Below are 26,411 nucleotides of genomic sequence, written 5' to 3' on the forward strand. Positions count from 1 at the left end.
GCAATGGGTCCCACCGAACTACGAAGTTGCCAGCGTAGGAACCGGGATGCGCCAGAATGTCTACTCTGACGATGTTATAGAAGTGCTGTCCCAATGGCGGAATCGACGAGACAAAGAGCGGCGTGCAAGCCACAACAGTAGCAATCAGCCAGACGCTCCACAAATACAACGGCCTGCCGGTATACGCCGTTCCGTTTCGAGCAGTCATCAACACCCCTTTCAGATTGTGTAGACCTTTGGCCTTCAGATATGACCTGGAGAAGGACAGCGCTCATCTCGGCTCTTATTCGCGCAGCGAAACACCCACGTCGCTGCATGCTACGTGCGGGATAAGAGTCGAGAGAGCCGGCATTCGCGTAACGCGCTCCGCTTGAATCGTTCAGTCCACCGTCTGAATGACAAACGAATCAGACAACCTTGAAAACGGAAGTGGCGAAGGCTCTAATCTCATCGAACTGGGTAACGAGCTCCAGGCACAGCACGAAACCCAACATGGCCGATGGTCCAGGATTGCGCTCGATCCAGCGCAACATGGGCGTCGCGTAATGCGCTCTCACGGAGTCGCGAGTCATGATGTAGGTAATGACGATGCCAATCGCGGCTCCTCCCAACAGGTCGGTCGGGTAATGGAAGCCGAGGTATGCGCGCGGAATGCAAATGAATATGGCGACATACAGCAGCGCAAGAATGCCAACGCGGCGAGAGACAATGAAGATGCCTACCGCAACCGACATCCACAACATTGCGTGATCGCTCGGGAAAGAACTCCACGCTGACAACAAGCTTTCGCTTTGCGGGACAACTGGGAAATGAAGGTGCAGATCGGGCGAAAACGCCGGGCGCGTGCGGAACGGTAAAAAATGCGCCAGAAGTCTTCCAGCGAGAAGAGCCAATAGCCCGCTCACGGTAGTCGCAATGACAACTTCACGCCGCCATTGCCGACGCTCGGTCGACTGAAACCATAGCCACCATAAAACGGGAATCAGTACCAGACCTTTGAATGTGTACATGTCCGCGATGGCTTGCACCGCATGATTGCACAGGACACAAGAATGGAATCCGCTAAAAAAAGTCTCAATGCTCGTGTCGAAGCTATTCATTTTTCGCGTAGACAATAAGGTACGTACTGGGACAGGACGGTAACCGTCCGTCTTGCGGAGTAGGCCCGCCCAACGAGTCGCTTTGCTGCCTGCGGTACACCCAGATTATGTTATTTGCCACCGTGCGATGCCGGGAACCGGCTCTCGAATGCGCGTTGGCGCACGCAAGAATGAAGAAAGGACTCCGCTCCGGCCGCAAAATGCGGAATGCTTTCAGATTGCCCTCAAACTCTCTAGTCGACGTCAGCCCAATGATCGCCGTCATCGGGCAATGCTGCTGAGCGCAATATCGCGCGAAGTACTGGCACAAGCAGGGGACCTTACGGCCGGAAAAGTGCGCGCCGCAGCGCCCGCACTTTTGAAAGAAGGTATGGGCTTCTGACTTGCTCACAGCCCTGCTCGAGCGGACATTAATAGCGACGGCGCGCTGACGAAAAGAAGAAAGAAAACCAGTCGCATCGATTGAATGCTCAAAGGTCAACTTGCCGCTATCACCGTCGCCACGCAAAGGAATACTACGAACAAACTCAGGCGGTTCTTGATGGTGAATACGATTGGATCGTCGTGCATCTCGCCGCGAAAGGCTAACATCCATACACGGCTGATCCAGAAGAGCAGCAGTCCGAATAGCAACCAGAGTGCATGCGGATGTCGATAAAGCGCGCGTACATCGGACGAATTCATATACAGCGCGAGAACCAGTACTGCGACGTAACCGGACGCGGTACCGAATGAACGCAGAATACCCAGATCCTGGGTGACGTACCCGCGCCCCACTGCGCAAACTTTTTCTTCACGCAATAGCGCGTCGAGCTCGGCATAGCGTTTGACCATGGCGAGGCTCAGAAAGATCAGAATGGAAAACATGATCAACCAGTCGGAAAGCGGAATGTCGCCCGCGGCGCCGCCCGCCACGACGCGCGCGGTGTAAAGAGCCGCGAGAACAAAGACGTCGACAAGCATGAACCGTTTGAGCCTGAGCGAATAAGCAAGCGTGGTCGCAAAGTAGCCGGCCAGTACCAGTTGAAAAGTAAAAGGCAGCAGCAGAGCAAATCCAGCAGAGGCAATAAGAAGCGCACATCCGAGAAGCATGCCGAAAGCCAGCGATAACTGTCCCGACGCAAACGGCCGATCGCGCTTGTGAACATGGCGTCGGTCCGCGTCGAGGTCCAGCATGTCATTGAGCAGATATACAGACGAAGCGCAGAAGCAGAAAGAAAAAAATGCAATGACTTCGGCTTGCAGCGTGTCCCCCTCGGTAAATCGGTGCGATGCGAGCAGCGGCACGAAAATCAGGAGATTCTTGACCCACTGGTAAACGCGCATTTCCCTGACAGTAAGGCCGATTAGCGATCGCCGATCCTCGAAGAAGAGCACCTTGTGATTGACCATTTCGGCCGCCTCGGCGATCTGGCGCGTTCCCACAACGATCGCCCGTCTACATTGCTTCCAGACCGGCACGTCACACAGCGCGTTGCCGCAATAGTCGAAACCGTGCGGACCGAATTCTTCGGACAACGCAGACGCCTTGTGAACACCCGACAGATTGTGGGCGTCAGTGCTCGCCAGAATCCCTTTAAAGAACCCGAAATACGTCGCTATCTCTTCAGCGAACTTGCGGTTTGCAGCGGTGCATAAATATAGGTCTCTGCCACACGACCGTTCTTCTCGCAGAAACGCCACGAGGCGCGCGTTATAAGGAAGCAACGTCACGTCGATGGCGGCACGCTGTGCGATCTGGGCCTTCAGATGCGCCTTACCGCGCAACAGCCAGCCAATGCATAAGAACGCATACAGCGGATTTCGTTTAACAAGCACGAGGAACGATTCCACCAGGAGGTCGGTGCTCGTCAGCGTGCCATCGAGATCGACACAAAGGGGTACGCTCGCTTCGGCCATCATTTCCTCGTGTGAATGTGTTTGGATGCTCGATACGTTCACGCAACGCGCACTGCTTACACTTCCCTCTTCGAGAATAGTGGTCTAGTTGTTCCAAACTGTGCGCCAGAACACATTTGTCACTGCGTCGTTAAAAAAACTGTCATAAAGGCTGCAAAGCGATTTCCTTCAGGTTTCCTTAAGTTTTCCGCCATAGCATCGTGGCGGATGTATGTTCTCCGCCGTCGCCGGCGCGAACATTATTTCGAGAACTGTTCTCCTAAAAAAACAGCGGCGCTCACACGTATCGCTTGTGTGGGTCATGAGCTTCGTTCGTTCTTCCTACATGTGCTCGATACCGAATCATTCAGCGAATCGCGAGCCTCGCTGGCTTCCAGAAAGACCAGCGTTGAAGATTGAACAATGGTCAGATGCGATCACCATAGAGCGCATGGCGAGACCGACGCGTTCAGCACGCTGACTCCCTGGCAAGACCGAGCTGCCGGTTCGCAGATGCGCCCGCCGGCGCGCATTCCTGATAATCTGATTGTCCTGGCCACACGGCGCCCAGTTCTTGTGCGCCGCATTGCCGCCAATCGAACTGCCGATGCCCCCACTGTTTCGCCGCTTACTCCTGCTCTGCCACGCACTGCGTTACGGCGCGCGCCTGATCTGGCTTGCCGCTCCAGCCAATCGCAAGCTGCACTGGTTGGCCGAGCTCGTCGGCCGCGTGCATTCGTCGACACGCAGCGCGCGCAGTGTTCACAGCCTGCTGCCCGCGCTCGGCCCGCTTGCGGGCCAGTTCGCGAAGACGCTGGTCGAGCACCCTGAACTGGCAACCTCGACATTGCACGACGCGATCGACGCGATCGATCATATGGAAACGCCGCTGCCGCCGCGCGAATCCGAGGAAGCCTTGACTCGAGCGTTCGGCCGGCCGCTCGCCGCCCTCTTCAGCGCGGTCGACCTGATACCGGTGCGCAGCGGTTTCGCCGAACAGACGCATTTCGCGCGATTGCTGATGCCGGTCAACGGTCATCGCGAAGTGGCAATCAAATTGCTGCGCGCTGGCCAGTTGCAACAGATCGGCGACGAGCTTGCGCTTCTGCGCTGGGTCGCCCGCTGGCTGGAAAAGCTGTCGAGCACCGCGCGCCGCCTGCGGCTGCGGGCGCTGGCTCAAACCTTCGCGGACGAGATTCAGCGCCGCTTCGATCTACGCGCTGAAGCCGCCAACCTGAGCCAGACGGGCCATCATTTCGCGGGCGACACGCGCCTCGTCGTACCGGACGTGATCTGGGATCTTTGCACCAGTCACACGCTCACTGTGCAGCGCATCGACACGCTGCCGGCTACCGACCTGAGCGGTCTGCATGCGCATCAGGTGAAGCTCGCACCGCTCGCTGCGCACATTGTGGAAGTGGTGACCGAGCAGGCATTCGAACACGGCTTCTTTCACGCGACGCTTGACGCGCGACGGGTTCGCGTAAGCATCGAGCCCGATTCTTCAGGACGACTCGTGCTGACGGAATTTTCGATCATGTCCAGCCTCTCGACCGGCGAGCGCGAGTTCTTCGTTCATGGCGCGACCGCCCTGTTCGAGCAGGACTACGGCCGGCTCGCCGAACTGCACCGCGACGCCGGGCATGTGCCGCATCAGACTCGCCCCGAAATGCTCGAAGCTGAATTGCGTACCCGAGCCGAAGCGCATTTTGCGGCGGCTGCGCAAGACCGCTCCGCCGGGTCGCTCTTCCACCAACTGCTGCACGCGGTGCTTCCGTTCGACGGGGTTGTTTCCGGCCGGCTCGCTACCGCGCAACGATCGTTCCATCAGGCGGAGATGCTGGCGCGCGCGCTGCATCCGGGCGTCGATACATGGAACATCGCACGGCGCGTGCTCGCGGACATCGCGCGGCGCGACGTCGATCATCGCGGCTGGTTCCAGCGCATTTCACACGAGCTACCGCATCTCGCCCATATGCTGCCACGCGTGCCGCAACTGGCCGTGCGCTATCTGCAGCACGAACACGACCGCGCGCGCACGCCGCGGCAAAACGCCCAACTGCTCGCCGACATCAGTCGCGAATACCGACGTACGCGGGCGCTGTTGTGGGCGTGCGCTTTGTGCGGTGGAATCCTTGGCGCGGGCACGATGTTGCTGATGCGTTGATGGATGCACTAATGCGCGGATCGCATGGCGCTCGAGACGCTGACCGCCGACCAAACGCCGCACATCAATCCGCCGTGTCCGCCGCTGCCGGCACTTTGGCGCGCGTCCTTGCGTCAGGCGCCGGCGCCCACGCCGGACGGGCCTTGCGCGCAGAATCCACCACGACGATATACCGCCCCGCCCACGGCATGATCTGCCGATCGCTCTTCAACACCCACAGCGATTTGCCCGAGTCGACGAGCGCCTCATATTCCGCGTCGAGGATCCCGTAATGATCCAGAAAAGTGTTGAGTGATGCGGGGATCCGGACGCAACCCTTCGAGTGGCGCACGCCGAGCAGCGGCTCCAGCCGGTCGGGGTCGGTAGCGTGCATCTGGAATCGCATCTGCGAGATCCCGCCCTTGCCCCAGCCACGCTCTGCCTGCGCCCAGCCCAGATCGAAAATGCGCATGTCACGCTTGCCGTAGCCGCGGATATGGTTCTCGTTCTCGGTGCCTTCAGAGCGGAAATCCATGTTGGACGGCGTGTGCTCGAACACGCCGAGCGGCGTGACGAAGTGGTCGTACTCGCCTGGCCGTCCGGTGGACACGGGCGACGCGCCGATCATCTGCCAGGTGTCGGCGGGCGCCGCGCGAAAGTAGATCAGCAGCGCCTGCACGTTCGCATTGCGGTCGACCATGACGACGTATTCTCCGGACAGTTCGCCGAGCTCGTGCTCGCGCAACGCCGCTTGCAGACGAGCGGCGTAGGCGCGCTGCTCGGAGGCCGGCACATTGAGCCGTCGCGTGACGTGGCGGGCGAATACATCGCGCAACGCGAATGCCCGGCGCGGGTCCACGCCGCCGGCCGCATCGGGTGCCGCGACGGACGACGCGTCGACGGAGAACGCCGCGCCGCTCGTTGCCGCGGGCGGCCCGGCAGCGAAGGCCGCACAAGCGGAGACGGCAAGCGCGACGCCGCATATAAGCTTGCTCAACCTGGCAAAGGTGGATAGCACCCGGCCAGGCAGCCACCGAATTACGCAATACAACTCACGCGTGGCGCGCGGCCAGAAAAATGCATACGGCATACAGCCGGCTTTGCACTGCGCGGCGACTCGTGCAAAAGTCGGACAGACGAATACAGGCGGGCGAGGCCGCTTGAGATGGTTCATCGCGGGTTCGCACTGATGTGATTATTATTGGTTGCTCGCAGGTTGATGCGGCGCTCGGAACGAGGATGTTACTCAGCGCATGGCAATCTGTCGATGGACCTCCGGCGGGTCCGCTACGTGCTCGCCACTGTCGCGCCGAAGTTGTTTCTTTGACATTGCGCCCGGGCGCGAGGAGCAGAAGATCATGAAGCGAACCGATCCAGCCGCGATCCAAGCGGACATCGCCGCCGAAATGCACGTCACCGCAGAGTTCGACGCCAACGCGGAGATCGAGCGCCGCGTCTTTTTTCTCGCGAATTATCTGCGCAGCAACGGCCTGAAAGCCTACGTGCTGGGTATCAGCGGCGGCATCGATTCGACTACGGCCGGGCGCCTCGCGCAACTGGCCGTCGAGCGGCTGCGCGCCGCGAACTACGACGCGCGTTTCGTCGCAATACGCTTGCCGCACGGCGAGCAGAAAGACGAAGCCGACGCGCAGCAGGCACTGGCCTTTATTCGCGCGGACGAAACCTTGACCGTGGACATCAAGCCCGCCGCTGACGCGATGCTCGCGTCGCTGCATCAGAGCGGACTGCCATTCGCGGACGAAGCGCAGGAAGACTTCGTCCACGGCAATATCAAGGCGCGGCAACGAATGATCGCGCAGTACGCGGTAGCCAGCACGCGCATGGGCGTGGTAATCGGCACCGACCACGCGGCCGAGTCGCTAATGGGATTTTTTACGAAATTCGGCGACGGCGGCGCCGATGTCCTACCGCTCGCCGGGCTCAACAAGCGGCGGGTGCGTGCGGTCGCGAAAGCATTGGGCGCCTCGGACGCGCTCGCTCACAAGGTGCCGACCGCGGACCTCGAAGCGTTGCGCCCGCAACGTCCCGACGAAGACGCCTACGGCGTTCCATACGAAACGATCGACGACTTCCTGGAAGGAAAATCCGTAAGCGATGAGGCACGCAAGATCATCTTGCGTTTTTACGAGATCACGCGGCACAAGCGCGCGTTGCCGTACACGCTGTTCGATTGGCCGGAGGCTGGAAGCGCGGACTAAGACGGCAAGAGTGGCACAGCAACACTGCGAACACCAGTTGGGCGCGCCGCCGGCTCAAGTCTTGAAACGCCTCTTTCTGCGCATCGTCCGCACCCTACTCGCGCCTTCTCTGCGGAATACGCCAGAGGAAGGCCCAGCAGTCACTGCTCCGGTGGCGGCTCGTCGGTGAAAAGATCGGCGCTCGCCTCGAGCACCATGCCGCCCAACTGCTTGCCATGAATCTGACGCGCGATCACCTCGCCGACATACGGCACCTGCGCGTCGAGTTCGACCGTGGCATAGGCGCCCGGCGTACCGGCGTCGACGACCTCGACATTGCGGGCGTAGTGTCCCAGTTCGCGCTGGAGGAATTCGCGCACTTCCTGCTCGCTGCACGACGGCGCGATGTTGCGCACGATCAGATTCATGCGGCCTACCCTCGGCGGCTACTGCGGTCGGCGGCATGTATCTGTACGCGGCGCAAGGCGGCACGCTGTCTGGCCTGCGCGGCGGCGAGTTCACGGATGAGTGCGGCGCCCGCTGCGCCAAGCGCGGCCAATGACAGGTAGAAGGCAATCATTCGAATCTCCGGTAATTGGGCTGGCCCTTTTTCAGAAAGCCACTTGCGACCATGCATGCAGCACGTCACGGCGTCTCGGGGACACCGCGTTAAAGACGCAGTCAGTGCACTGTACCTGAACAGTGGAACATTCGCTGGGTAGCGAGGCTGCATGCTCCTTGGGTGCGCCGGGCTATGGACCGCGCCTGCGGCATGCGAAAGCGGGCTGCAAGAAACGGACCGCCGCGTCCATCACCGCAGTGATCACGCCGGGTGCAACGGGGCGACCCGGCTTAGCACAAGAGGATCAATCAGCCTGCTGAACGTTGGCTGCGCTGACCCACCATGCGTTCTTGCCTTGCGGCAGTTCGACCAGGACTGCGGACGGATCGTCGACTCCGTCGTCCGCGACTTCGCACACCGCAAGTCCATCGGGTAAATGCTTCACTTCGCCAGCAGACTGGAACAGCGCGACGCGTTGCGCATTCAGCGGACGCAACTGGCGATACACGTCGAAGCTGATGGCTGCAGGCACATCGCCCCGAATTTGCAGCGCGTCGGCTTTACCGCAATGAACCGGCTCGGCGGCGAGTACGGACGCGCTGCCTGCGGCGCATGCGAGGGTCAGTGCAGCAAGCGTCGCCGCGGCAAGAGGTGAATGGATCATGATGATTCTCCAGGAATAAGTTCAGGTGGCGCGATGAACGGCAAGCGACTCACAGGCGCACGTCGAAAGAAACCCTCTTCAATCTGCACAAGCGCGGCCAGGTCCATGCGAACGAAATTGATCGCCGGCACGCAGGTTCCGGGGAACACAGCCTCAAGGCTGTGAGCCATGTCCGGCTGCTCGCCCGCTCTCGGCGCTGGTGGCGACGTCCAACCGGCTGACGTCGCACGAGGTCTGGCTGAAGCCCGAATAGACCACCGACCAGTCGCCGACGATCGCCGCTTGCGCCTCCGCGAGACTGATCGTGCCTTCGCAGACGCAGCGCTTGAGCATGACCGCCGCACGCGCCTTGCGGCGCTCACCCTGGCGGCCCGCCCACGGCAGCAGACCCAGGTTGGAAGGCGCGTCCGGCGAACCGCCGAGCACCACGGGTACGCGCCTGTCCAGCGCGAAATCGGCGCCATCGTCGGCGTCGATGCCGCGCTCGGCAAGCATCCGGTCTTTGTGCGCCATGAGTTCATCGAACGGCGGCGCGACCGCGCTGGCATAGCCAGGGCGGCATATCGTTTCGCCGATCGATTGCTGCGTAACGCGTTCGTCGAGCATGCGCGCCTCCTGCGCATATGCGCCACCAACGCGCAACGCGAGAAGCGCCGTGGCGCTCAGCGCCATGGCGAACCGCAACGAGCCGGGACGCCGGGACGCAAGCGCGAGCAGATGTGCCCTGAAGATCCTACCTGTGTGGTCGCTGGAACAGCCGCTGCGACGCCTGTCTGCAATGTCTGCGTTCATTCGTCGGCGCGCCTGCGAGGCACGCAATAGTCAATTCGCAAGGTAATTAAAACACATTCAATACGCATGCGAAAAAAATGCTTGCCCGCCGGATACACGACATGCGTCGCGATGGACCTTCCACGGCGACGCAATGCCGCCGCGGACCCACCACTGCCCAACCTACTGTGCCACGCGAGCCTGCAACGCCCGAATACGGCTCAGTGCCTCGGTGTTCGCCACCGCCGAATCGTACATTGCCGCGAGATCCGCCTTCAACGCGGTACGCGAGCCGCCGTCGAGATAAATCATGTGACCCGACGGATAGAAGCGCGCCGAAAGGTTCTGCCGAACCTGCTGACTGAGCAGCGGCATCTGCTGCAGGTCGAGCACAGTCTGATAGAACGGCGTGACGAAATCGTAGAAGCCGTTTGCCGACAGCACTTTGAGGTCCGGATTGAGTGCCATGACGGCCGCCAGATCGCCGGCCGTGTACAGAATCACGTTGCCCTTGTCGTCCACGCCCTTTTGAGCACCTGTCGGGTCGATATGGCTGAAGTCCCAGAACTGGAATGCCTGATCGTTGAGGTCCGTGAACGCCGAGTTCGACGTGTATTTCAACTGCTCGTTCAGATAGACGTTCCACATCGTCGTGTAGACGCCCGAAACCGCCGTCATGGTCGGGTCGTTGCCGCCCGAATTGGGATCGACCTTGCCGGCTATGCCGGTTCCGATCGCGGTGACCCGGCCGTCGTATGCGCCAAGCACGAGACCTTGCGGCTTGAGCAGCGTGGTCAGAAATAGCGAATTGCCGCGGCTGTCGTACGACGCGACATCGAGACTCCATGCAAGCAAGGTCGTCTTGTCGATGCCGGTGTATTCGGCGAGTTTCTCGACCGTCGCAGAATCGGTGGTCGGGAATTTGCGCAGCGCCGCCAGGTAGTCGGTGCGCGCGAACTGCGCGACTTCTTCAGCGAATGCGCCCAGATCGGTCGGCCGCGGCGCGATGCCGAGCTTCTTGTGATACCACGCGTCGGCGGCGGCCGTGGGCAGCGCGCCGACGGGATTGCCCGCCTGCGTGTAGTCGAGAATCGACGATTGCAGCGTAATGCCGTTCAGATCGACACCGCCCTCGTGCAGCCGGTAGGCGACGACGCAACTGCGCGCCGTACCGTACGACTCGCCGAACAGGTACTTCGGCGAATTCCAGCGATTGTTCTTCGTCAGAAAGCGCTTGATGAATTGCGCGATCGAATCCGCGTCCTGGTCGACGCCCCAGAAATCGCGGTTCTTCTTCGGCGCGATAGCCGCCGAATAGCCAGTGCCGACCGGATTGATGAAGATCAGATCGCTTCTGTCGAGCAGGCTGTCGGGGTTGTCTTCTATCGTGTAGGGCGCGGGCGGTGTGAAGTTCGGCATCGACGTCTTGATGCGGCGCGGTCCGAACGAGCCGAGCAGCACGAACACCGCGGACGAGCCCGGTCCGCCGTTATAGAAGAAGGTGAGCGGCCGGGTTTCCTCTTTCTGGTTGTCTTGCGTGAACGCGACGTAGAACATCCGCGCGGCGGGTTCCGAACTGCTCGGATCGACGATCACGAGATGGCCCACCGTTGCCGTGTAATTGATCTTCTTGCCGTCTATCGTGACCGAGTGATGCGTGATCGCGGCACTCTCGTCCGTGGCCGTTACGGAGTCGTCAGGCCCGTTGCCGTATGCAACCGGATCGAAGAAAGGCTGATCGGCCGCCTTGCGTTTCCCACCGGCCGCTGAAGGCGTGCCCGAGGTTTGAGAATTCTGCGACGATTGCGGACTAACGGACGTTGACTCTGTGCTTGTCATGATGACTCCCTGGGTACGTTCACGTCTTGTGCCGGTGCTGCGGATTCCTGCTGACTATAGTGCTCCGGCCACTTTCTGACCATTGGGGCTGCCGAGTCCCGTACAGGCGTCCCAGCCCGCCGACGCCGCGAAGCTGCCGTTATTGCCCTGTGTGATGTCGTTGCAGACGCCCGCCGCCTTATACAGCTTCGGGTTCACGAAGCCCGCCGGCTTGCCTTTCGCCGCGTTGATGCGGGCAATCAGCGCGGCCCACAGCGGCGCTACCGCGCTCGTGCCGCCGACCACCGTTTGTGTGCCCGCGACGAGCACGGTGTAGCCGGTCAGCGGCGAGGCGTCGCCCGCGACATCGGGCACGCCGCGCTTCGCGAGCGGCTTCTTGCCTCCCTTCGACAGGGCAACCGACAGGCCCTCCTGCCAGGCCGGCAACGAAAAGGCGCCACTCACGCCTCCGCCGCCCGCACCGCCTTGCGGGCCGTCGTTCCAGACCACCTCATGCGTGATGGACGTACCCGATGCGCTCAGGCTCGTGCCGCCGCACGCGAGTACATACGGACTCGCCGCCGGGAAATCGACCTGGTCTCCCGCGCCCGCGCCGTCGCTCGATCCGCTATCGCCCGACGCGGCGCAGACCGTCACGCCGAGCGCGGCTGCGGTTTGCAGCACGCTGTTGAACGCCTTCAGCGACTGGCTGGTCCAGATGGATTCCGGGCCGCCCCAACTGATCGAGATCACCGACGGCTTGTTGACCGTATCGTGCACCGCACGGCTGACGGCGTCGATGAAACCCGCGTCGCTGTTCGGCGCAAAGTACACGGCAATGGTCGCGCCGGGCACGATTGCGCCGACGATCTCGATGTCGAGAGTAACTTCGCCGTCGGGACCGTTAGGGTCGCCCGTCGGCTCATTGCGCGCCTGATCGACGCTCACCGACTTCACCGTGGGCGACGGCACCCCGAGGCTCGCGAAGTACGACGAGAGGTCAGCCGGGTCATATCCGCCGCCCAGTTCGATGATGCCGACACACTGACCGCCGCCGTCGCCTTCGGGGAATTTGTAGAGAGACGCCAGTTCGAGCGGCGTGAACGAAGCCTGATGCGTCCGGGCCGAGCGGAACGGCGGGCGGATGCGAAAGTGCGGCCGTGCCTGCGGACGGTTGTCGAGCCCGAGCACCGCCTCCACGACGCCGTGCAGATCGTCGGGAACGCTGACCGAGCCGGTACGGCCGCGAAATTCCCCGGCCGTATGGTGCTGATACTTTTCAAGCTTGACTTCGAACGCACTCTGAAATTGCGCGACGGTTCCCGAGAGCAGCACGGAGCGCGCGGCCGGGTCGTCACGCACCACGCTCAGGCCGTGCGCAGCCGCGAATGCCTTGACTTTGGCGATGTCGTCCGGGGCAGCGCCATAGTCTTTTGCCAACGTCTCACGCGACAGCGGTTCCACGTTCGGGTCGCCTGCTTCTATGCGTCTCATCAGCGCGTCGAACTGCGCCTGCTGCTGGCGGCGCAGCATAACGAAAACCTCGATCTTTTCCGACGGATCGCAAGCTCCGATGAGTTTCGAACCTTGTTCTACCGTTCGCTCGCTTCCGGGCAGCGGGTGCTTGGTGGCCATGTGTCGACTCTCCTGTTGGCGTGACGGCGCCGGATGCACGAGGGACTGGCGGGGGCGCCCTGTCCGCTCTCTGCCCGACGACAGACGGCACGTTGCTGATTTCAGGGTGCTGCTTGCAGGACTTCGCAAACCTTCGGACCAATGCATTCGAACACAGTTCCGGCGCAGGCGGCAGTAGGCCGAATGGCTAACGCGGCGGGACGCGTAATGCGCGGTTTGCGTCGCTCCGCTATGATGCTGCAGCGGCTATCCCGCCGTTACATTGCCTCACGCGCCGTCCGCGCGGGCAATCGAAGAATCAGAGGAACCCCATGTCAATTTCGATGTATCAAGCATCACTGCCCGTGCTGATTCGCGGCCTCACCAATCTTCAGGCCATCCTCGGCAAGGCGCAGGCACACGCAGCCGAAAAGCAGATTGATCCGTCGGTGTTCACGAACGCCCGCCTCGCGCCAGACATGTTGCCGCTCGTGCGTCAGGTGTATATCGCAAGCGACACCGCAAAGGGCTGCGCCGCGCGTCTCGCCAATGTCGAAGCGCCCAAATACGACGACGTCGAACAGACCTTCGACGAACTGCATGCCCGCCTTCAAAAAACGATCGACTACCTGCAGGAATTCAGCCCGCAGCAGATCGACGGATCGGAGGAGCGCGCAGTCACCCTGAAAATGCGTAGCGGCCCGGTCGAGTTCACGGGCCAGTCGTATCTTCTGGGCTTCGTGCTGCCGAACTTCTTTTTCCACGTGACCACGGCGTACGACATCCTGCGCCACAACGGCGTGGAACTCGGCAAGCTCGACTATCTGGGCGGGCTGAAGTAAGCGATTGGAATAGCGGATGCGCTGGGCCGCACCGGAATCGCGCCGCGGTGCATCGGCACCCGGGCACGCCGGTTCACGCGCTCAGGCGCGCGGCTGAAATGCGATGATTGCCATGCCGGCGAGCGTCACCGCGACGCCGGCTGCGTCCCACAACGTTGGCCGCACCTTGTCGACGCCCCATAGCCACAAGATCGCCACCGCCACATACACGCCGCCGTACGCCGCATACACGCGGCCCGCGGCGGTGCCGTGCAGCGTGAGCAGCCAGGCGAAAACCGCGAGGCTGAGCGCGCCCGGCACGAGCAGCCAGACAGAGCCGCCCTCTTTCAGCCAGCGCCACGGCAGATAGCAACCGATAATCTCGGCGACGGCGGTAATCGCATAAAGCAGAAATGTTTTCATCGAAGGCGAAGCATGGCGGTGGTGTTCGTGTAGTCGCCGGCCGGACATGGCCGCTGAATGGGCGCTCGATCGGCGCTCTATCGGCTTTATTAACACAATCACTTGGCGCACAGGCATGCGGCGTGCGAAAGTCGCCTCACCTCCTCTGCCCCCCAACAACCTGTCTACCGGCCATGAGCACAGCATCGCCCTGTATCGACATCTGCAAATTCGACAGTGAAACCGGCTTTTGCATTGGCTGCTTGCGCACCCGCGACGAATGCAAAACCTGGAAGAAGATGAAAGACAAGCACCGCAGAAAAATTATCGACGACCGTTCGCGCCGCGAACGCAAGCTGAACCGGTAAAGCCGGGTCGAATTCGCGTCAATCGAGAGAAAGCCGCAGTGCGAATCCGATCAGCGCGGCGGAGAAGGTCCAGCGCTGCAACGTTTGAGCAAGCGGGTGCGCGCGCATCCATCCCGCGATCCGCGCGGCGCCGATCGCATACGTGAGGTCGAAGCAAAGACCGACCGCGAGCAGCACCGAACCCAGCTCGATCATCTGCAACGCCACGGGACCCGCCTCGGGACGCACGAATTGCGGCAACAAGACCGAACAGAACAGCAGCGCTTTCGGATTCAGCAGGTTGGTCAGCAAACCCTTGACGAACGCCGCCCTCAATTGCCGCATGCCCGCTGTCGCTGTCGCTGTTGCATCCGTCGAGGGGTTAGCTTCGTCGCGCGCCGCGCCGCTTTCTGGTAACGCGAACATCGGCGAGCGGAAGATCTGGATGCCGATCCACGCGAGATAAACCGCGCCGCCATAACGCACCACGTCGTACAGCCACGGCGCGTTGCGCAACAGCGCGGCGGCCCCGCAAGCGGACAGCGTCACATGGGTTGCACGCGCTAAACCAAGCCCGCAAGCCGCCGCGAAGCCGCTCCTCACGCCGCGCCCAATACTGGTTTGGAGGATCAACGCCATGTCGGGCCCGGGTACGGCATAAACGACCAGCAGCGCGGCAATATAGACAGCAAGAAGGTGTGCGGAAATCATGAGAGCCTCGTTGTTTCGAGGCTCTATCTTGCTATTGTCGACGGAGGTTTTGCTGGCGAATTTCCGGAGTTCAGGCCGGAGATTTGGCGGAATACGCTAACATCGCGCTGTTTCCGCCAGCTTCCCACTAAAACTCGAAAGGCGCCCGCCAAGCCATGTCAACAGACCTCGATAAGACCGATCGCGCGATCCTCGCCGCGCTGCAGAAAGACGGCCGCATGTCGAACGCGAAGCTCGCCGAACTGGTCGGCCTGAGTGAAACACCGTGCGCGCGACGCCTCAAGCGGCTGGAGAACGACGGCTACATCGGCCAGTACCGCGCAGTGCTCGCACGTTCGGCGCTCGGCTTCGGCGTGGTCGCATTCATTCTCGTGCGCTTCGCCGTGCACGACAAAGATGTGGCCAACCGCTTCGAGCGCGAGGTGCAGGCCATACCGCGGGTAATCGCGTGTCACAACGTGTCGGGCAGCGCGGACTACATTTTGCAGGTGGTGGCGCGTGATCTGGACGACTACGGCAGCTTCATGCGCGACCAGATGCGCAGTCTGCCGGGCGTGACGTCGGTCGAATCGGCATTGTCGCTGCGCGAAGTAAAGGCCGACGGCGGCTTGCCGCTATCGTGAGCCCGAACGTGGCATAGTCACGCCATTTCACGCGGCGCGCGCCGCACCCACGAACACGGAGTACCGAATGGACAACACCGGCAACATCGATCACGACAAAGCCCGCGCCGAAGAGAGCGCTGCAATGGAGCGCGTATTGACCGCGACGCAACGCGTGAAGACAGCGTTTGCGTCGTTGCAATCGCAATTTCCGCCAGCCGGCAGCGGCAATCCCTCGCAATTTGCGCTGCAGACTTTCGACGCCGCGTTGCAGGAACTGGAAGACGCGCAGGCCGCGTTCGACGAACTGCTGGGCGATCTGCTCGACGGCAATCGCTAAAGCGCTGGGAGTGTCCCGTGCGATAGCTCAATAGCCGCTCGGTAGGCGGCAAAGGTCCGCTAACTTCCGATTGCTTGCAATCAGCAGCGCCCGGCGATAGATCGCTCAGCCCGGGTTCGTCTCGATCACCGGCTCGCACCGAATCGGGAAGTTCACCGAGTTCGCGATATAGCACTTCTCGTGCGCGACGTGATGCAGGCGCCGCGCGAGTTCGACGTCGCCGCCCGACTGAATCACGACGCGCGGGCGCAAAACGATCTGCGAGAAACGCCCTTGCTGCGCACTGTCGAGCATGGTTCCTTCGGCGTGATCCTGGTATTGCACCACGGCAATGCCGGCGTCCGCGCAAAGATGCAGATACCACAGCTTGTGACAGGCCGAAGCCGATGCGACCAGCAAGTCTTCCGGGTTCCACCGCTTTGCGTCGCCGAGAAACGCGGCGTCGGACGAGCCTGGAATGTCGGGCTTGCTTCCCGCGGCAATCACATGATCGCGGCTGTAATCGCGATATCCCGAGGTGCCGCTGCCGAGGTTGCCTGTCCACTGCACGGACACTTCGTATTTGTGCTCACCGTATGCCATGGGCGCATCCTGTAATCGAATCAACCGGTTGATGGGACGCCCATTCTAAGCCGGCCGCGCCAGTCGATCCGGCTCGCGCGGCTCGATCTATCGCGGCGCCGGGGGCCTTCCGCTCAGGTTCGGTACTCGGGGATCGGGGTTCTGGTTCAGGCTCGTGCCGTTCGCACGCATGTTGTTCGGCACGCGGCCAGCGCCGGCACCCGTCACGCCGATCCCGCCAGTTCCCGCAGCACCTCCCGGCGTTGCAAGGCCAGGCGTGGGGGTCAGAGTTGTACCCACTGCTCCGGCGCCATTCACGTTTCCTCCCGACGGCGTTGCGCTCAAGCCGCCAACGCCCGCGCTCGCGCTGCCCGACTGCGCGCAAGCCATTCCACTAAAGCCGGCGAAGCATGCCGCAATCAGCACCGTCCGCCCCACACCGCCAGTTGCGATTTTCATTTGCTGCACTCCGTTAGGTAACGCGCCCCTCGACCAGTATGACGAACCGTTGCCCACTTCGTTCACCGCCGTCACAGGTTCCACGGGACGCCCTACCCAAGTCCTCGCGCGAGCCGACGCCCGCGAAAAGGACCGGTTGGGGAATAGAAACGCTCCATGCGCGTTATGATCGATCGTGACGCCATAACGGCCGATCGCGCACAATGGAGCAAGCCTACCTTCATCTCTTGCATCAGTTGGCCGGCCATCCGGAATGGATGCTCACGGTTGTATTTTTCGCGGCCTTTCTGGAGTCGGTCGCGGTCGTCGGTACCTTCGTTCCCGGCAGCACCGCAATGTTTCTCGCGGGCGCACTGACCGGCACCGGCTCGCTGAGCCTCGGCTGGGTCCTCGTGTGGGCAATCGTCGGTGCGATTGCCGGCGACGGCCTCAGCTTCTGGCTCGGCAGCCGCTACAAGAAGCGGATCGTCAAGCTCTGGCCGTTCTCTCGACATCCCGAAGTGCTCGAAGCGGGTTACCGCTTTTTCGACAAGCACGGCGCAAAGAGCGTAGTGCTCGCGCGCTTTGTCGGACCGTTGCGTGCGATCGTGCCGGTGGTCGCCGGAATGCTCGGCATGTCGCCCGTGCGCTTCTACGCGATGAACGTGCTCTCGGCGCTGCTGTGGGCACCGGCGCATATCCTGCCGGGCGTCGTGTTCGGCGCTTCGGTGCTGCTCGCCGGGGCCGTCTCGTTCCGGCTCGTGGTGGTCCTTGCGCTGCTCGCGGGCAGCGTCTGGCTCAGCTATCGCGCCGCTGCATTCCTGCTCTCGCATGCCAACGCGTGGTCGAACGCGGCTGGGCGGCATCTCGGCAGCTGGGCGTGCCGTCATCCGGGACCGCTTGGCCGGGTCGCGCGAAGAATGCTGGACCCGCAAGCGCCGGATGCCACCAGCGTCCTGCTGGCGTCGCTGGTCGTGCTGGTGTGCGGCGCACTGTTCTTCGGCGTGCTTCATCAGGTGGTCGCCGGAGATCCGCTCACCCATGTCGACGAGTCCGTGTACCGCTTCATGCAATCGGTGCGCACGCCGTGGGGCGACACGGTGCTCGCCGCTCTCGCAACGCTCGGCAGCAGCGCGACGCTCGCCGCGCTGATCGTCACCGTTACGCTATGGATGCTGTTGGAGCGGCGCTGGCGCACTGTGGGCTACTGGCTCGCGGCCGTCGTCTTTTCGCAGATGCTGATCTTCGCCTTGCAGTTCGCAATGCAGCGCGCCGCGCCCAACGCGCTCATGACGAATACCTACGCGTTTCCCAGCAACCACGTGGCGGCCACCGTCATCGTCTATGGCTTTCTTGCGTTCCTGCTCGCGCGGCGGGTCGGCATGCTCGAAGGATTGCTGGTGGTCACCGCGAGCACGCTCGTCGTAACCGTGGTCGCGCTTGCGGGCGTGTACTTCGGCCGCTACTGGGTATCGGACGCGATTGGCGGCGCCGCGCTCTCGTACGTGTGGGTGGCGATCGTCGCGCTTACCGCGATGCTGCGTCATCCGCAGCAGCCGCCGACGCGCAGCTGGATGCCGGCAGTCGTCCTCGTGGTGGTGCTCGCGAGCATGAGTCTGCAGTCGGGTCTCGGCATGATGACGCCGCCCGGCACGCCAGCGCCTCTGCCGCTCGCGCGCGTGACGCAGCAGCAGTGGACGGTTTCCGTGTGGAAGCATCTGCCGTGCTATCGCTCGGATATGGGCGGCGACCGCAAGGAACCGCTCACGCTGCAATGGGTATCGGAGGGCGACGCGATCCGCCGCCAACTGCGCAGCGAGGGATGGCTCGAAGGCACCGACGTGTCCGCCCATAGCCTGCTCTCGCTGGCCTCGCCGGACGTGCCCGCCGTCGCTCTGCCCGTACTGCCGAAGCTGAACAACGGAGTGCCGTCGTCGCTCGTTTTCATGCGCCCCGGCGACACGCGCGCTGAGCGCGACGTGTTGCGCTTCTGGCCAAGCGGTTATGCGGTCGGCGACGGCGCGGCAGCCGTGCCGCTGTGGGTCGGCGCCATTGCGCATGAACGGCTATCGCATTCAACGTGGCCGCTCAACATTCTGCGCGTGGATAAACAGGTGTCGCCGTTCGACACTCGCGTGAAGTTCGTCGAAGGCCTCGGCGTCGGGGTTGTCGCGACGGTGAGCTGTCATGGCGTGCCGGTATCGCTGCTTGCCTCCATCGCAGAGTGACGCACGCCTCTCGAACGACGCGTTGCGTGGCCGAGCGAGTATGGCAAGACCGGCGAGATGAGTTTTATCGTTAATCAGGACGGCCAGGTTTATCAGAAGAACCTCGGGCCGAATTCGGCGCGAGAAGCGGCAGCGCTGAAAGCGTTCGATCCCGATCCGACATGGAAACCGGTTCAGCCTTGAACGGGCCGCGAATCATGCGACGCCGATGACAGCAGTAACGCATCGGCGCAACCCATAGCGGCAAATTTTGCCGGCCCCCATCTTGCCGCGACGTCCTTGCACCTGCCCGTCGCGGCGCGACATGACGTCGTCGATTACAAATGTCCTTCAGTATTCCGTCAGGCAGACGTAAACCAGACATACGCCTTTCTGAATGCGGACGGAAATGAAAAACATCAAGGTATCGACGCGATTGCAAGCCGGCTTCGGGCTGTTGACGGCATTCATGCTGGTGCTCGCCGCCATTGCCTTATATGGTCTCTCGGAACTGGACGCGAGTCTGGACGGCATCGCTCGCGTGAATAACGAGGAAACGCGTCTTGCGAACGAGTTGCGCTCGTCGATACAGGATCGCGCCATCGCGCTTCGAAATCTCGCGTTGATCAGCGATCCGCGCGATGTTGCGCTAGAGGCGGAACGCATGAAAAAGCAGGACCAGCTTTATGCGGACGCATTCCAGCAACTCGCACGTATGTTCGCTGAAGAGCCCGGCACGGCGCCAAAAGAGCGTTCGCTGCTCGACCAGATCAAGCAGGACGAAGCTGCAGCGATCGCGCCCCAGCGCAAGGCGATGGACTTCGCACTGGCGCACGACACCGCCGGCGCGATGCAGGAGCTGTTGCAGAACGCACGCCCGCCGCAGCGAGTGTGGCTCGCACGCGCAGTCGAGCTGGCGGCTCTAGAGGACCAGCAGAATAAGGAAGCTCGAGAGAACTCTGTCGCCACTTACGCAAGGGTCCGCACGATGGTCGCGGTCATTGCGGGTATCGCCGTCCTGCTGGGCATTGTCACCGCCGCGCTGATCTCGCGCAGCATTCTGCGCCAGTTGGGTGGCGAGCCGAGCGCCGCGCAGGAAATGGCGGCACAGATCGCCGAAGGCAACCTCATCGTCAGCGTGCGAGTGGTGCCCGGCGATCGGACGAGTTTGATGGCTTCTCTGGAGGCAATGCGCGAGAAGCTCACGTCTATTGTGTCCGGCATCAAAACATCGGCGGAGTCGATTTCCGTGGCCGCTGGCGAGATCGCGCAAGGCAATCAGGATCTCTCGCAACGCACCGAGGAACAGGCCGCATCGCTGCAGGAAACCGCGGCCAGCATGGAAGAACTGACCTCGACCGTGCGCAACAACACCGATAACGCGCGCCAGGGCAGCACGCTCGCGTCGGCGGCGTCGGCGACGGCGGCCTCAGGTGGCGAAGTGGTTCAGCAGGTCGTGGCCACCATGCAAGACATTTCTTCGAGTTCGACGAAGGTGACCGAAATCATTTCGGTCATCGAAGGAATTGCGTTCCAGACGAATATTCTCGCCCTCAACGCGGCGGTCGAAGCCGCTCGCGCAGGCGAAGACGGTCGTGGCTTCGCGGTGGTTGCCGGCGAAGTCCGCACGCTCGCGCAGCGCAGCGCGACAGCGGCGAAGGAAATCAAGGACCTGATAGAAGCGTCGGTGTCTCATGTGACAAACGGCTCGCTGCTCGTTGAAAATGCCGGTCAAACGATGGGCGAAGTAGTGCGCTCGGTCAAACAGGTGACAGACATCATGGGCGAGATAGCGTCGGCATCGTCCGAGCAGACGAAGGGTATCGAGCAGGTCAACGTGGCCGTCACACAGATGGACGAGGTCACGCAGCAAAACGCGGCGCTCGTCGAGCAAGCCACCGCCGCTGCACAGGCCATGTCGGATCAGGCGGAAAGCCTCCGTGCGGCGGTGTCGATCTTCCGCGTCGACGCGGCACAGCAGACGGTGAAAAGCACGGCGCGAAGCGTTCGAATGAAGCCGGCGCCCGCCATTGCGCCGCCGAAGAAACCTGCGCCTTCGCAGTCGAAACCGGTCACGACTTTCGCAAAAGCCGCTGTATCGTCGCCCATGGCGCCAACGCAGCCCAAAGAACGTGAATTGCAAAGCGCAGGCGCGGACACCTGGCAAACATTCTGAGTTTTACACCTGATAAAAAACCGGCCTGCGGGCCGGTTTTTTATTGCTCCGGGCAAGCGTTCACGCCGCGTCCCGCGCGTGTTGGCATGCTGAGAAAAAAATCTCACCGGCGACGATGGTGCACTGCAGTGTGCTCTGCCGATTCGCGCATGCTACAAACGTACCGTACGTTTCAGGCTTCGGAGACACGCGCCGGGTAGAGGCGCAGAATGTCTCCAGCACCCAGTTCGCGCTGAGTTCGCCCGGAGGCTCGTCATGCCCTACGTTCCGTCAACGAGACATATCGACCGCATATGCAACGTCATAGAAGGACGGACGACGCGTGCGGGCGTCGACGGGAAGCGGCTTGCGTCGTCGTATAAACGCTCGCTCGAGCAATATCACCTCGATCCGGGCGCGACCGCCGGTCCGCGCATTCTGACCGTGCCGGAATTACGCGACGTGCAGCATCGGGAGGAATCGTTTCTGCGCGCGTCAGGCCAGTGCCTGTCGCGGCTGCACGAGATGGTGCGGGAAGCTGACTACTGCGTGATGCTGACCGACGCACAGGGCGTGACGATCGACTACCGCGTCGATAAAGACCGCCGGCACGACTTCAAACGCGCTGGGCTCTATCTCGGCTCATGCTGGTCCGAAAGCGAGGAAGGGACCTGCGGTGTCGCGACGGTGCTGCTCGACGCCGAGCCCATTACCGTGCATAGAACCGATCACTTCCGTGCGGCCTTCACCACCCTCACATGCAGCGCATCGCCGATTTTCGGTTTGCATGGCGAATTGCTCGGCGTACTCGATGCGTCGGCCGTGCGCTCCCCCGACGACCGCGAAAGCCAGCGGCTCGTCAATCACATCGTGCGGCAAAGCGCGCTCCTGATCGAAGACGCCTGCTTCCTCAACGCGGCCGCGGATTGCTGGGTGCTGCTTGCGCATCGCAACCGCCATTACGTCGAAGCGCAGCCCGAGATCCTGATTGCTATCGACGCCCGCGGCCACGTCATCGCCGCAAACCGCCGCGCACGCGAATGTGTGCCGGCGCTCAACCAGTTGCCGCGTCACGTGTCGGAGATTTTCGACGTTCCCGCCGAGCGTCTCTTCAACGCGAAAGTGGGCCGCGGCCTCGTCTCGCTGAGACTGGGCGACACCGGCTCGCCGCTCTATGCACGTGTACGTCAGCCCTCCGCCGCGCGGATTGCGCGAAGCAGGACGGCCGCGCCGCGAGAGAACAGCAGTAGCAGTAACGCCGGGAGTGCCGCGCCGCACGCTGCGCCGGTTCTGTCCGATAGCGACGCGCTCGAACACCGCCGCATCGTCGATGCAATGAACGACGCGAAGTGGCGCACTGAACTGGCCGCGCAAGCGCTCGGCATGTCCCGCGCGACCTTGTACCGGCGCATTGCGAAGCTGCGCATCCTGCCGCCGCATAAGTGCTAGCGGCGCTGCCCCGATTCCCCTAGCGGGCATAGAACCCGCGCTACCAATGAAGTCCGACTATCCGTTTCAAATGGAGGAGCAACCATGTCTGAAAACACTGCAAATCAAGCGATATCCCAAGTGCTCGAAAGTCTTGAAGCCGCGCTGAAACGCGGCGACACGCAGGCCGCCGTCGACCTGTTTCAGCCGGAGTGTTACTGGCGCGATCTGGTCGCGTTCACATGGAACATCAAGACGCTCGAAGGCCGCGAGCAGATCGCCGCGATGCTCGACGCACAGGTGGACGCGATCAAGCCGTCGAAACTCCGGCTTGCGGAGAACGAAACGGCGACGCAAGCCGACGGCATTGCGCAAGGCTGGATCACTTTCGAAACCGGAGTCGCGCGAGGCAGCGGTTTCATTCGCCTGAAGGACGGCCTCATCTGGACCCTGCTCACGACCATGGCGGAACTGAAAGGCCATGAGGAGCCGAAAGGCCCGAAGCGGCCTATGGGCGCCGAGCACGGTGCACGCCGCGACCGCACGAGCTGGAAGGAGCGGCGCGAGGCGGAACTCGACACACTCGGTACGTCGGAAGAGCCGTATTGCCTGATCGTCGGCGGCGGGCAAGGCGGTATCGGACTGGGTGCGCGGCTGCGGCAGCTTGGCGTGCCGACCATCATCATCGACAAAAACGAGAGGCCGGGCGACGCATGGCGCAAGCGCTACAAGACGCTCTGTCTGCACGATCCGGTCTGGTACGACCATATGCCTTACCTGCCCTTTCCGGACAACTGGCCGGTTTTCACACCGAAGGACAAAATCGGCGACTGGCTCGAGATGTACACGAAGGTCATGGAGTTGAACTACTGGGGCTCGACCGTGTGCAAATCCGCGCGCTACGACGAAGCCAAGGGCGAATGGATCGTCGAAGTCGAACGGGAAGGCCGCAATCTCACACTTCGGCCGAAGCAACTCGTGCTAGCCACCGGCATGTCGGGCAAGCCCAATATCCCGAGCTTCAAGGGTATGGATGTGTTCAAGGGCGAGCAGCATCATTCGTCGCGGCATCCCGGTCCGGACGCCTATCACGGTAAGAAAGTCGTCGTGATCGGCGCGAACAATTCGGCTCACGACATCTGCGCGGCCCTGTGGGAAGCCGGCGTCGACGTGACCATGGTGCAGCGCTCGTCCACGCACATCGTCAAATCGGATTCGCTGATGGAGTTCGCGCTCGGCGATCTTTATTCGGAGCGCGCGGTGGCGGCGGGCATGACGACCGCGAAGGCTGACCTGACCTTTGCGTCCATACCGTATGCGATTCTTCACCAGTTCCAGATTCCGGTCTTCAACGCAATTCGCGAACGCGATGCGGCGTTCTACGCGCGGCTCGAAGAAAGCGGCTTCATGCTCGATTTCGGCGACGACGATTCGGGTCTGTTCATGAAGTACCTGCGTCGCGGCTCGGGGTATTACATCGACGTCGGTGCGTCCGAACTCGTCGCCGACGGCAAGATCAAGCTGAAAAGCGGCGTGGACGTGGTGGAACTGAAAGAGCATTCGGTGCTGCTCAGCGATGGCAGCGAACTCGAAGCGGACCTCATCGTGTATGCGACAGGCTATGGGTCGATGAACGGCTGGGCCGCCGATCTCATCTCACGCGAAGTGGCCGACAAGGTCGGCAAGGTGTGGGGACTCGGCTCGAATACGACGAAAGATCCAGGTCCGTGGGAAGGCGAACAGCGCAACATGTGGAAGCCCACGCAGCAGCAGGCGCTGTGGTTTCATGGTGGAAACCTGCATCAGTCGCGGCACTACTCGCAGTATCTGTCTCTGCAACTGAAGGCTCGCATGGAAGGCATTCCAACGCCAGTGTTCGGGTTGCAGGAAGTGCATCACCTGTCGTAGGCGTCGAGCAGTCGGGCCGGTTTTTCAGTTCTTGTTTGTCATTCGGCCGGCCCTTCTACGCCTCCATCTCCGCCAGCAGGAAGTCGACCAGCGCGCGCTGATGCACGTTGAGCACGCCGCCGGAGCTGACAAGTGCGAGCTCTGTCGGCGGCAAAGGCGGAAAGCCGTTGCATACGCGGTGCTCGGGGAGTACCGCTGTGGTCGGCAGAACAGAGATGCCGAGCCCTGAAGAAACGGCCGCCTGGATACCCGTGAGGCTATGGCTTCCGAATGCGATTCGCCAGCGGCGATGCGCCTTGTCGAGACCCCGGATCGCGCGCTGCCGGTAGACACAGCCTTGCGGAAATAGCGCGAGAGGTATGGGTTCGTCTGACGACTCCTCCGGCGCTGGAGCATGCGCGCCTCGCACCCACACGAGCGACTCCGGCCATGACGCCAGACACTCCCCGCTCGCCGGCTCGCGTTTGACCAGCGCGATCTCAATCTCACCGCCCGAGAGCCTGCGTTGCAGTTCGGCGCTCATGCCGGCCACCGTTTCGAGCCGCACCCCTGGCTTCGTCTTGACGAAGCCGGACAACATCGCCGACATGCGGCGCGCGTCGAAATCTTCCGGTACGCCGATGCGAAGCGGCGTGACCGCGACGTCGCTCGTCAACGCATCTTGTGCTTCCTGCGCCAGCGCGAGCAGCCGCCGCGCGTATTGCGCGAGCAGTTCGCCGTGCTCGGTTGCCGTCACCTGATTGCCGGTACGGTCACGCATCAGCAACGTGCGGCCGACGAGTTCTTCGAGCCGCCGAACCTGCTGGCTCACCGTGGACTGCGTGCGATGCACGCGCTCGCCCGCACGCGTGAAACTGCCTTCGTCGACAACGCAAATAAGCGTGTTCAGCAGGTCGAGATCAAGCATGACGGACTCGCTTCGTTATTTAAGATGCAACTGACGTCGAGAGGTTAATTTAATTTTCAAATATCTGTCAATGCGCTTAATCTGACGTCGTTCACAGATCTACTTACGTCGGAGTCCATTCATGTCACTGCACAACACCGCCCGCCCCCGCTGGCTTACGTTCGACTGCTACGGCACGCTGATCCAGTGGGACGAAGGCTTGCAGGCGGCCGTCCGCGAAATTCTCGAAACCAAGCACGGTCACGACGTCGATCCGGCACGGCTCATCGCAGTGTACGACCGGCACGAGCATGCGCTCGAACAGACCGCGCCGCATCGATCGTTTCGGGAGGTGGCAGGCGCTGGACTTCGTCTCGCACTCACGGAACTCGGGCTGCCCACTGACGAACGCGATGTCCGCACATTGACCGACAGCATCTCCGCCATGCCGCCGTTTCCAGAAGTGGTCGATACGTTGCAGAGACTGAAGCAGGATGGCTACCGCCTGTGCATCGTGTCGAATACCGACGACGACGTCATAGCCGGCAATGTCGCCCAACTCGGCGGCCATATCGACCGCGTCATCACCGCTCAGCAGGCGGGCGCCTACAAACCCGCGCGACGGCTGTTCGATTACGCGCATGAGCAACTCGGCGTGACGCGCAACGAAGTCGTGCATATCTGCGCGAGTCCGCATCTCGATCACGCAGCCGCTCGCGACGTCGGTTTTCGCTGCGTGTGGATAGATCGCGCAACAGGCCGCACGCTGCTGCCCGATTACACGCCCGATGCAACGCTCTCCACACTCGATCAGGTACCGGCGCTTTTCGCTTCGCTCGGCTGGTGACTTTCAG

The 26,411-nt window shown here is 62.1% G+C and carries 25 protein-coding genes and 1 pseudogene; 12 read left to right on the plus strand and 14 right to left on the minus strand.

Going from position 1 to position 26,411, the window contains the following annotated elements:
• Positions 1-407 precede the first annotated feature (407 nt).
• Positions 408-1,100, minus strand: a complete 693-nt coding sequence (locus tag BCA01S_RS27925) for a phosphatase PAP2 family protein (protein WP_027779724.1) — start codon at positions 1,098-1,100, stop codon at positions 408-410.
• A 477-nt stretch (positions 1,101-1,577) separates the two neighbouring features.
• Positions 1,578-2,999, minus strand: a complete 1,422-nt coding sequence (locus BCA01S_RS27930; protein ID WP_027779725.1) for a UbiA family prenyltransferase — start codon at positions 2,997-2,999, stop codon at positions 1,578-1,580.
• A gap of 586 nt (positions 3,000-3,585) precedes the next feature.
• Between BCA01S_RS27930 and BCA01S_RS27935 the strand changes: the two genes are divergently transcribed.
• Positions 3,586-5,145, plus strand: coding sequence for an ABC1 kinase family protein (locus BCA01S_RS27935; RefSeq protein ID WP_027779726.1), 1,560 nt, complete (start codon positions 3,586-3,588; stop codon positions 5,143-5,145).
• Between the two features lie 64 nt (positions 5,146-5,209).
• Here BCA01S_RS27935 and BCA01S_RS27940 read toward each other — a convergent pair whose 3' ends face one another.
• Positions 5,210-6,214, minus strand: a complete 1,005-nt coding sequence (locus BCA01S_RS27940) for a L,D-transpeptidase (RefSeq protein ID WP_027779727.1) — start codon at positions 6,212-6,214, stop codon at positions 5,210-5,212.
• 268 nt (positions 6,215-6,482) lie between these two features.
• Between BCA01S_RS27940 and nadE the strand changes: the two genes are divergently transcribed.
• A complete protein-coding gene (nadE, locus tag BCA01S_RS27945; RefSeq protein ID WP_027779728.1) occupies positions 6,483-7,343 on the plus strand; it encodes an NAD(+) synthase in 861 nt (286 codons plus the stop codon).
• Between the two features lie 140 nt (positions 7,344-7,483).
• Here nadE and BCA01S_RS27950 read toward each other — a convergent pair whose 3' ends face one another.
• From BCA01S_RS27950 to BCA01S_RS27975, 6 genes are all read right to left on the minus strand, one after another.
• The gene (locus tag BCA01S_RS27950; protein ID WP_027779729.1) at positions 7,484-7,750 is read right to left on the minus strand and encodes an RNA-binding protein; all 267 of its coding nucleotides are present in this window, start codon (positions 7,748-7,750) and stop codon (positions 7,484-7,486) included.
• A 5-nt stretch (positions 7,751-7,755) separates the two neighbouring features.
• Positions 7,756-7,902: a hypothetical protein gene (locus tag BCA01S_RS38620; protein ID WP_169740544.1), complete on the minus strand. Its 147-nt coding sequence runs from the start codon at positions 7,900-7,902 to the stop codon at positions 7,756-7,758.
• A gap of 286 nt (positions 7,903-8,188) precedes the next feature.
• The gene (locus BCA01S_RS27960) at positions 8,189-8,548 is read right to left on the minus strand and encodes a hypothetical protein (RefSeq protein ID WP_027779730.1); all 360 of its coding nucleotides are present in this window, start codon (positions 8,546-8,548) and stop codon (positions 8,189-8,191) included.
• Positions 8,549-8,701: 153 nt separating this feature from the next.
• Positions 8,702-9,340 (minus strand): hypothetical protein, encoded by a 639-nt coding sequence (locus tag BCA01S_RS27965; protein WP_027779731.1) that lies wholly within the window; start codon positions 9,338-9,340, stop codon positions 8,702-8,704.
• A 162-nt stretch (positions 9,341-9,502) separates the two neighbouring features.
• Positions 9,503-11,158 carry a S10 family peptidase gene (locus BCA01S_RS27970; RefSeq protein ID WP_027779732.1) on the minus strand — a complete coding sequence of 552 codons (1,656 nt, stop codon included), beginning with the start codon at positions 11,156-11,158 and terminating at the stop codon, positions 9,503-9,505.
• A gap of 54 nt (positions 11,159-11,212) precedes the next feature.
• Positions 11,213-12,772 carry a S53 family peptidase gene (locus BCA01S_RS27975; protein ID WP_027779733.1) on the minus strand — a complete coding sequence of 520 codons (1,560 nt, stop codon included), beginning with the start codon at positions 12,770-12,772 and terminating at the stop codon, positions 11,213-11,215.
• Positions 12,773-13,083: 311 nt separating this feature from the next.
• Between BCA01S_RS27975 and BCA01S_RS27980 the strand changes: the two genes are divergently transcribed.
• On the plus strand, positions 13,084-13,593 hold the full coding sequence (locus BCA01S_RS27980) for a DUF1993 domain-containing protein (RefSeq protein ID WP_027779734.1): 510 nt from the start codon (positions 13,084-13,086) through the stop codon (positions 13,591-13,593).
• A gap of 81 nt (positions 13,594-13,674) precedes the next feature.
• Here the strand turns inward: BCA01S_RS27980 and BCA01S_RS27985 are convergent, their stop codons facing one another.
• Positions 13,675-13,995, minus strand: coding sequence for a YnfA family protein (locus BCA01S_RS27985; RefSeq protein WP_027779735.1), 321 nt, complete (start codon positions 13,993-13,995; stop codon positions 13,675-13,677).
• A 173-nt stretch (positions 13,996-14,168) separates the two neighbouring features.
• Between BCA01S_RS27985 and BCA01S_RS27990 the strand changes: the two genes are divergently transcribed.
• Positions 14,169-14,342, plus strand: coding sequence for a DUF1289 domain-containing protein (locus BCA01S_RS27990; protein WP_020068518.1), 174 nt, complete (start codon positions 14,169-14,171; stop codon positions 14,340-14,342).
• 18 nt (positions 14,343-14,360) lie between these two features.
• On the opposite strand, the gene BCA01S_RS27995 is transcribed toward BCA01S_RS27990, so the two are convergent.
• The gene (locus BCA01S_RS27995; RefSeq protein WP_027779736.1) at positions 14,361-15,032 is read right to left on the minus strand and encodes a LysE family translocator; all 672 of its coding nucleotides are present in this window, start codon (positions 15,030-15,032) and stop codon (positions 14,361-14,363) included.
• 155 nt (positions 15,033-15,187) lie between these two features.
• Here BCA01S_RS27995 and BCA01S_RS28000 point away from each other — a divergent pair, with 155 nt between their 5' ends.
• Both BCA01S_RS28000 and BCA01S_RS28005 read left to right on the plus strand, forming a co-directional pair.
• Complete coding sequence (locus tag BCA01S_RS28000) at positions 15,188-15,655, plus strand: Lrp/AsnC family transcriptional regulator (RefSeq protein ID WP_027779737.1); 468 nt, start codon at positions 15,188-15,190, stop codon at positions 15,653-15,655.
• A 67-nt stretch (positions 15,656-15,722) separates the two neighbouring features.
• Complete coding sequence (locus BCA01S_RS28005) at positions 15,723-15,974, plus strand: hypothetical protein (RefSeq protein WP_020068515.1); 252 nt, start codon at positions 15,723-15,725, stop codon at positions 15,972-15,974.
• 105 nt (positions 15,975-16,079) lie between these two features.
• Here BCA01S_RS28005 and BCA01S_RS28010 read toward each other — a convergent pair whose 3' ends face one another.
• Together BCA01S_RS28010 and BCA01S_RS37400 are read right to left on the minus strand one after the other, a co-directional pair.
• Positions 16,080-16,556, minus strand: coding sequence for an OsmC family protein (locus BCA01S_RS28010; RefSeq protein WP_027779739.1), 477 nt, complete (start codon positions 16,554-16,556; stop codon positions 16,080-16,082).
• An 87-nt stretch (positions 16,557-16,643) separates the two neighbouring features.
• On the minus strand, positions 16,644-16,994 hold the full coding sequence (locus tag BCA01S_RS37400) for a hypothetical protein (RefSeq protein WP_084166962.1): 351 nt from the start codon (positions 16,992-16,994) through the stop codon (positions 16,644-16,646).
• 203 nt (positions 16,995-17,197) lie between these two features.
• Here BCA01S_RS37400 and BCA01S_RS28015 point away from each other — a divergent pair, with 203 nt between their 5' ends.
• The 5 genes and pseudogenes from BCA01S_RS28015 to BCA01S_RS28035 all read left to right on the plus strand — a co-directional run bounded on the left by BCA01S_RS28015 (position 17,198) and on the right by BCA01S_RS28035 (position 24,671).
• Positions 17,198-19,201: a bifunctional DedA family/phosphatase PAP2 family protein gene (locus tag BCA01S_RS28015; protein ID WP_027779740.1), complete on the plus strand. Its 2,004-nt coding sequence runs from the start codon at positions 17,198-17,200 to the stop codon at positions 19,199-19,201.
• A gap of 21 nt (positions 19,202-19,222) precedes the next feature.
• Positions 19,223-19,384 (plus strand): annotated as a pseudogene (locus BCA01S_RS37405) (DUF2950 family protein); the annotation flags it as partial.
• Between the two features lie 205 nt (positions 19,385-19,589).
• A complete protein-coding gene (locus BCA01S_RS35375; RefSeq protein WP_042319621.1) occupies positions 19,590-21,356 on the plus strand; it encodes a methyl-accepting chemotaxis protein in 1,767 nt (588 codons plus the stop codon).
• 255 nt (positions 21,357-21,611) lie between these two features.
• On the plus strand, positions 21,612-22,784 hold the full coding sequence (locus BCA01S_RS28030; protein ID WP_027779741.1) for a sigma-54-dependent Fis family transcriptional regulator: 1,173 nt from the start codon (positions 21,612-21,614) through the stop codon (positions 22,782-22,784).
• Between the two features lie 84 nt (positions 22,785-22,868).
• Positions 22,869-24,671, plus strand: a complete 1,803-nt coding sequence (locus BCA01S_RS28035) for an NAD(P)/FAD-dependent oxidoreductase (protein WP_027779742.1) — start codon at positions 22,869-22,871, stop codon at positions 24,669-24,671.
• Between the two features lie 55 nt (positions 24,672-24,726).
• Here BCA01S_RS28035 and BCA01S_RS28040 read toward each other — a convergent pair whose 3' ends face one another.
• Entirely contained in the window at positions 24,727-25,578 is an 852-nt protein-coding gene (locus BCA01S_RS28040) for a LysR substrate-binding domain-containing protein (protein ID WP_027779743.1), read from the minus strand.
• Between the two features lie 121 nt (positions 25,579-25,699).
• On the opposite strand from BCA01S_RS28040, the gene BCA01S_RS28045 reads away from it, so the two are divergent.
• A complete protein-coding gene (locus BCA01S_RS28045) occupies positions 25,700-26,404 on the plus strand; it encodes a haloacid dehalogenase type II (protein ID WP_027779744.1) in 705 nt (234 codons plus the stop codon).
• Positions 26,405-26,411: the final 7 nt, after the last annotated feature.

This window comes from Paraburkholderia caledonica NBRC 102488, assembly GCF_000685095.1.
In the GTDB taxonomy this organism is placed as follows: Bacteria; Pseudomonadota; Gammaproteobacteria; order Burkholderiales; family Burkholderiaceae; genus Paraburkholderia; species Paraburkholderia caledonica.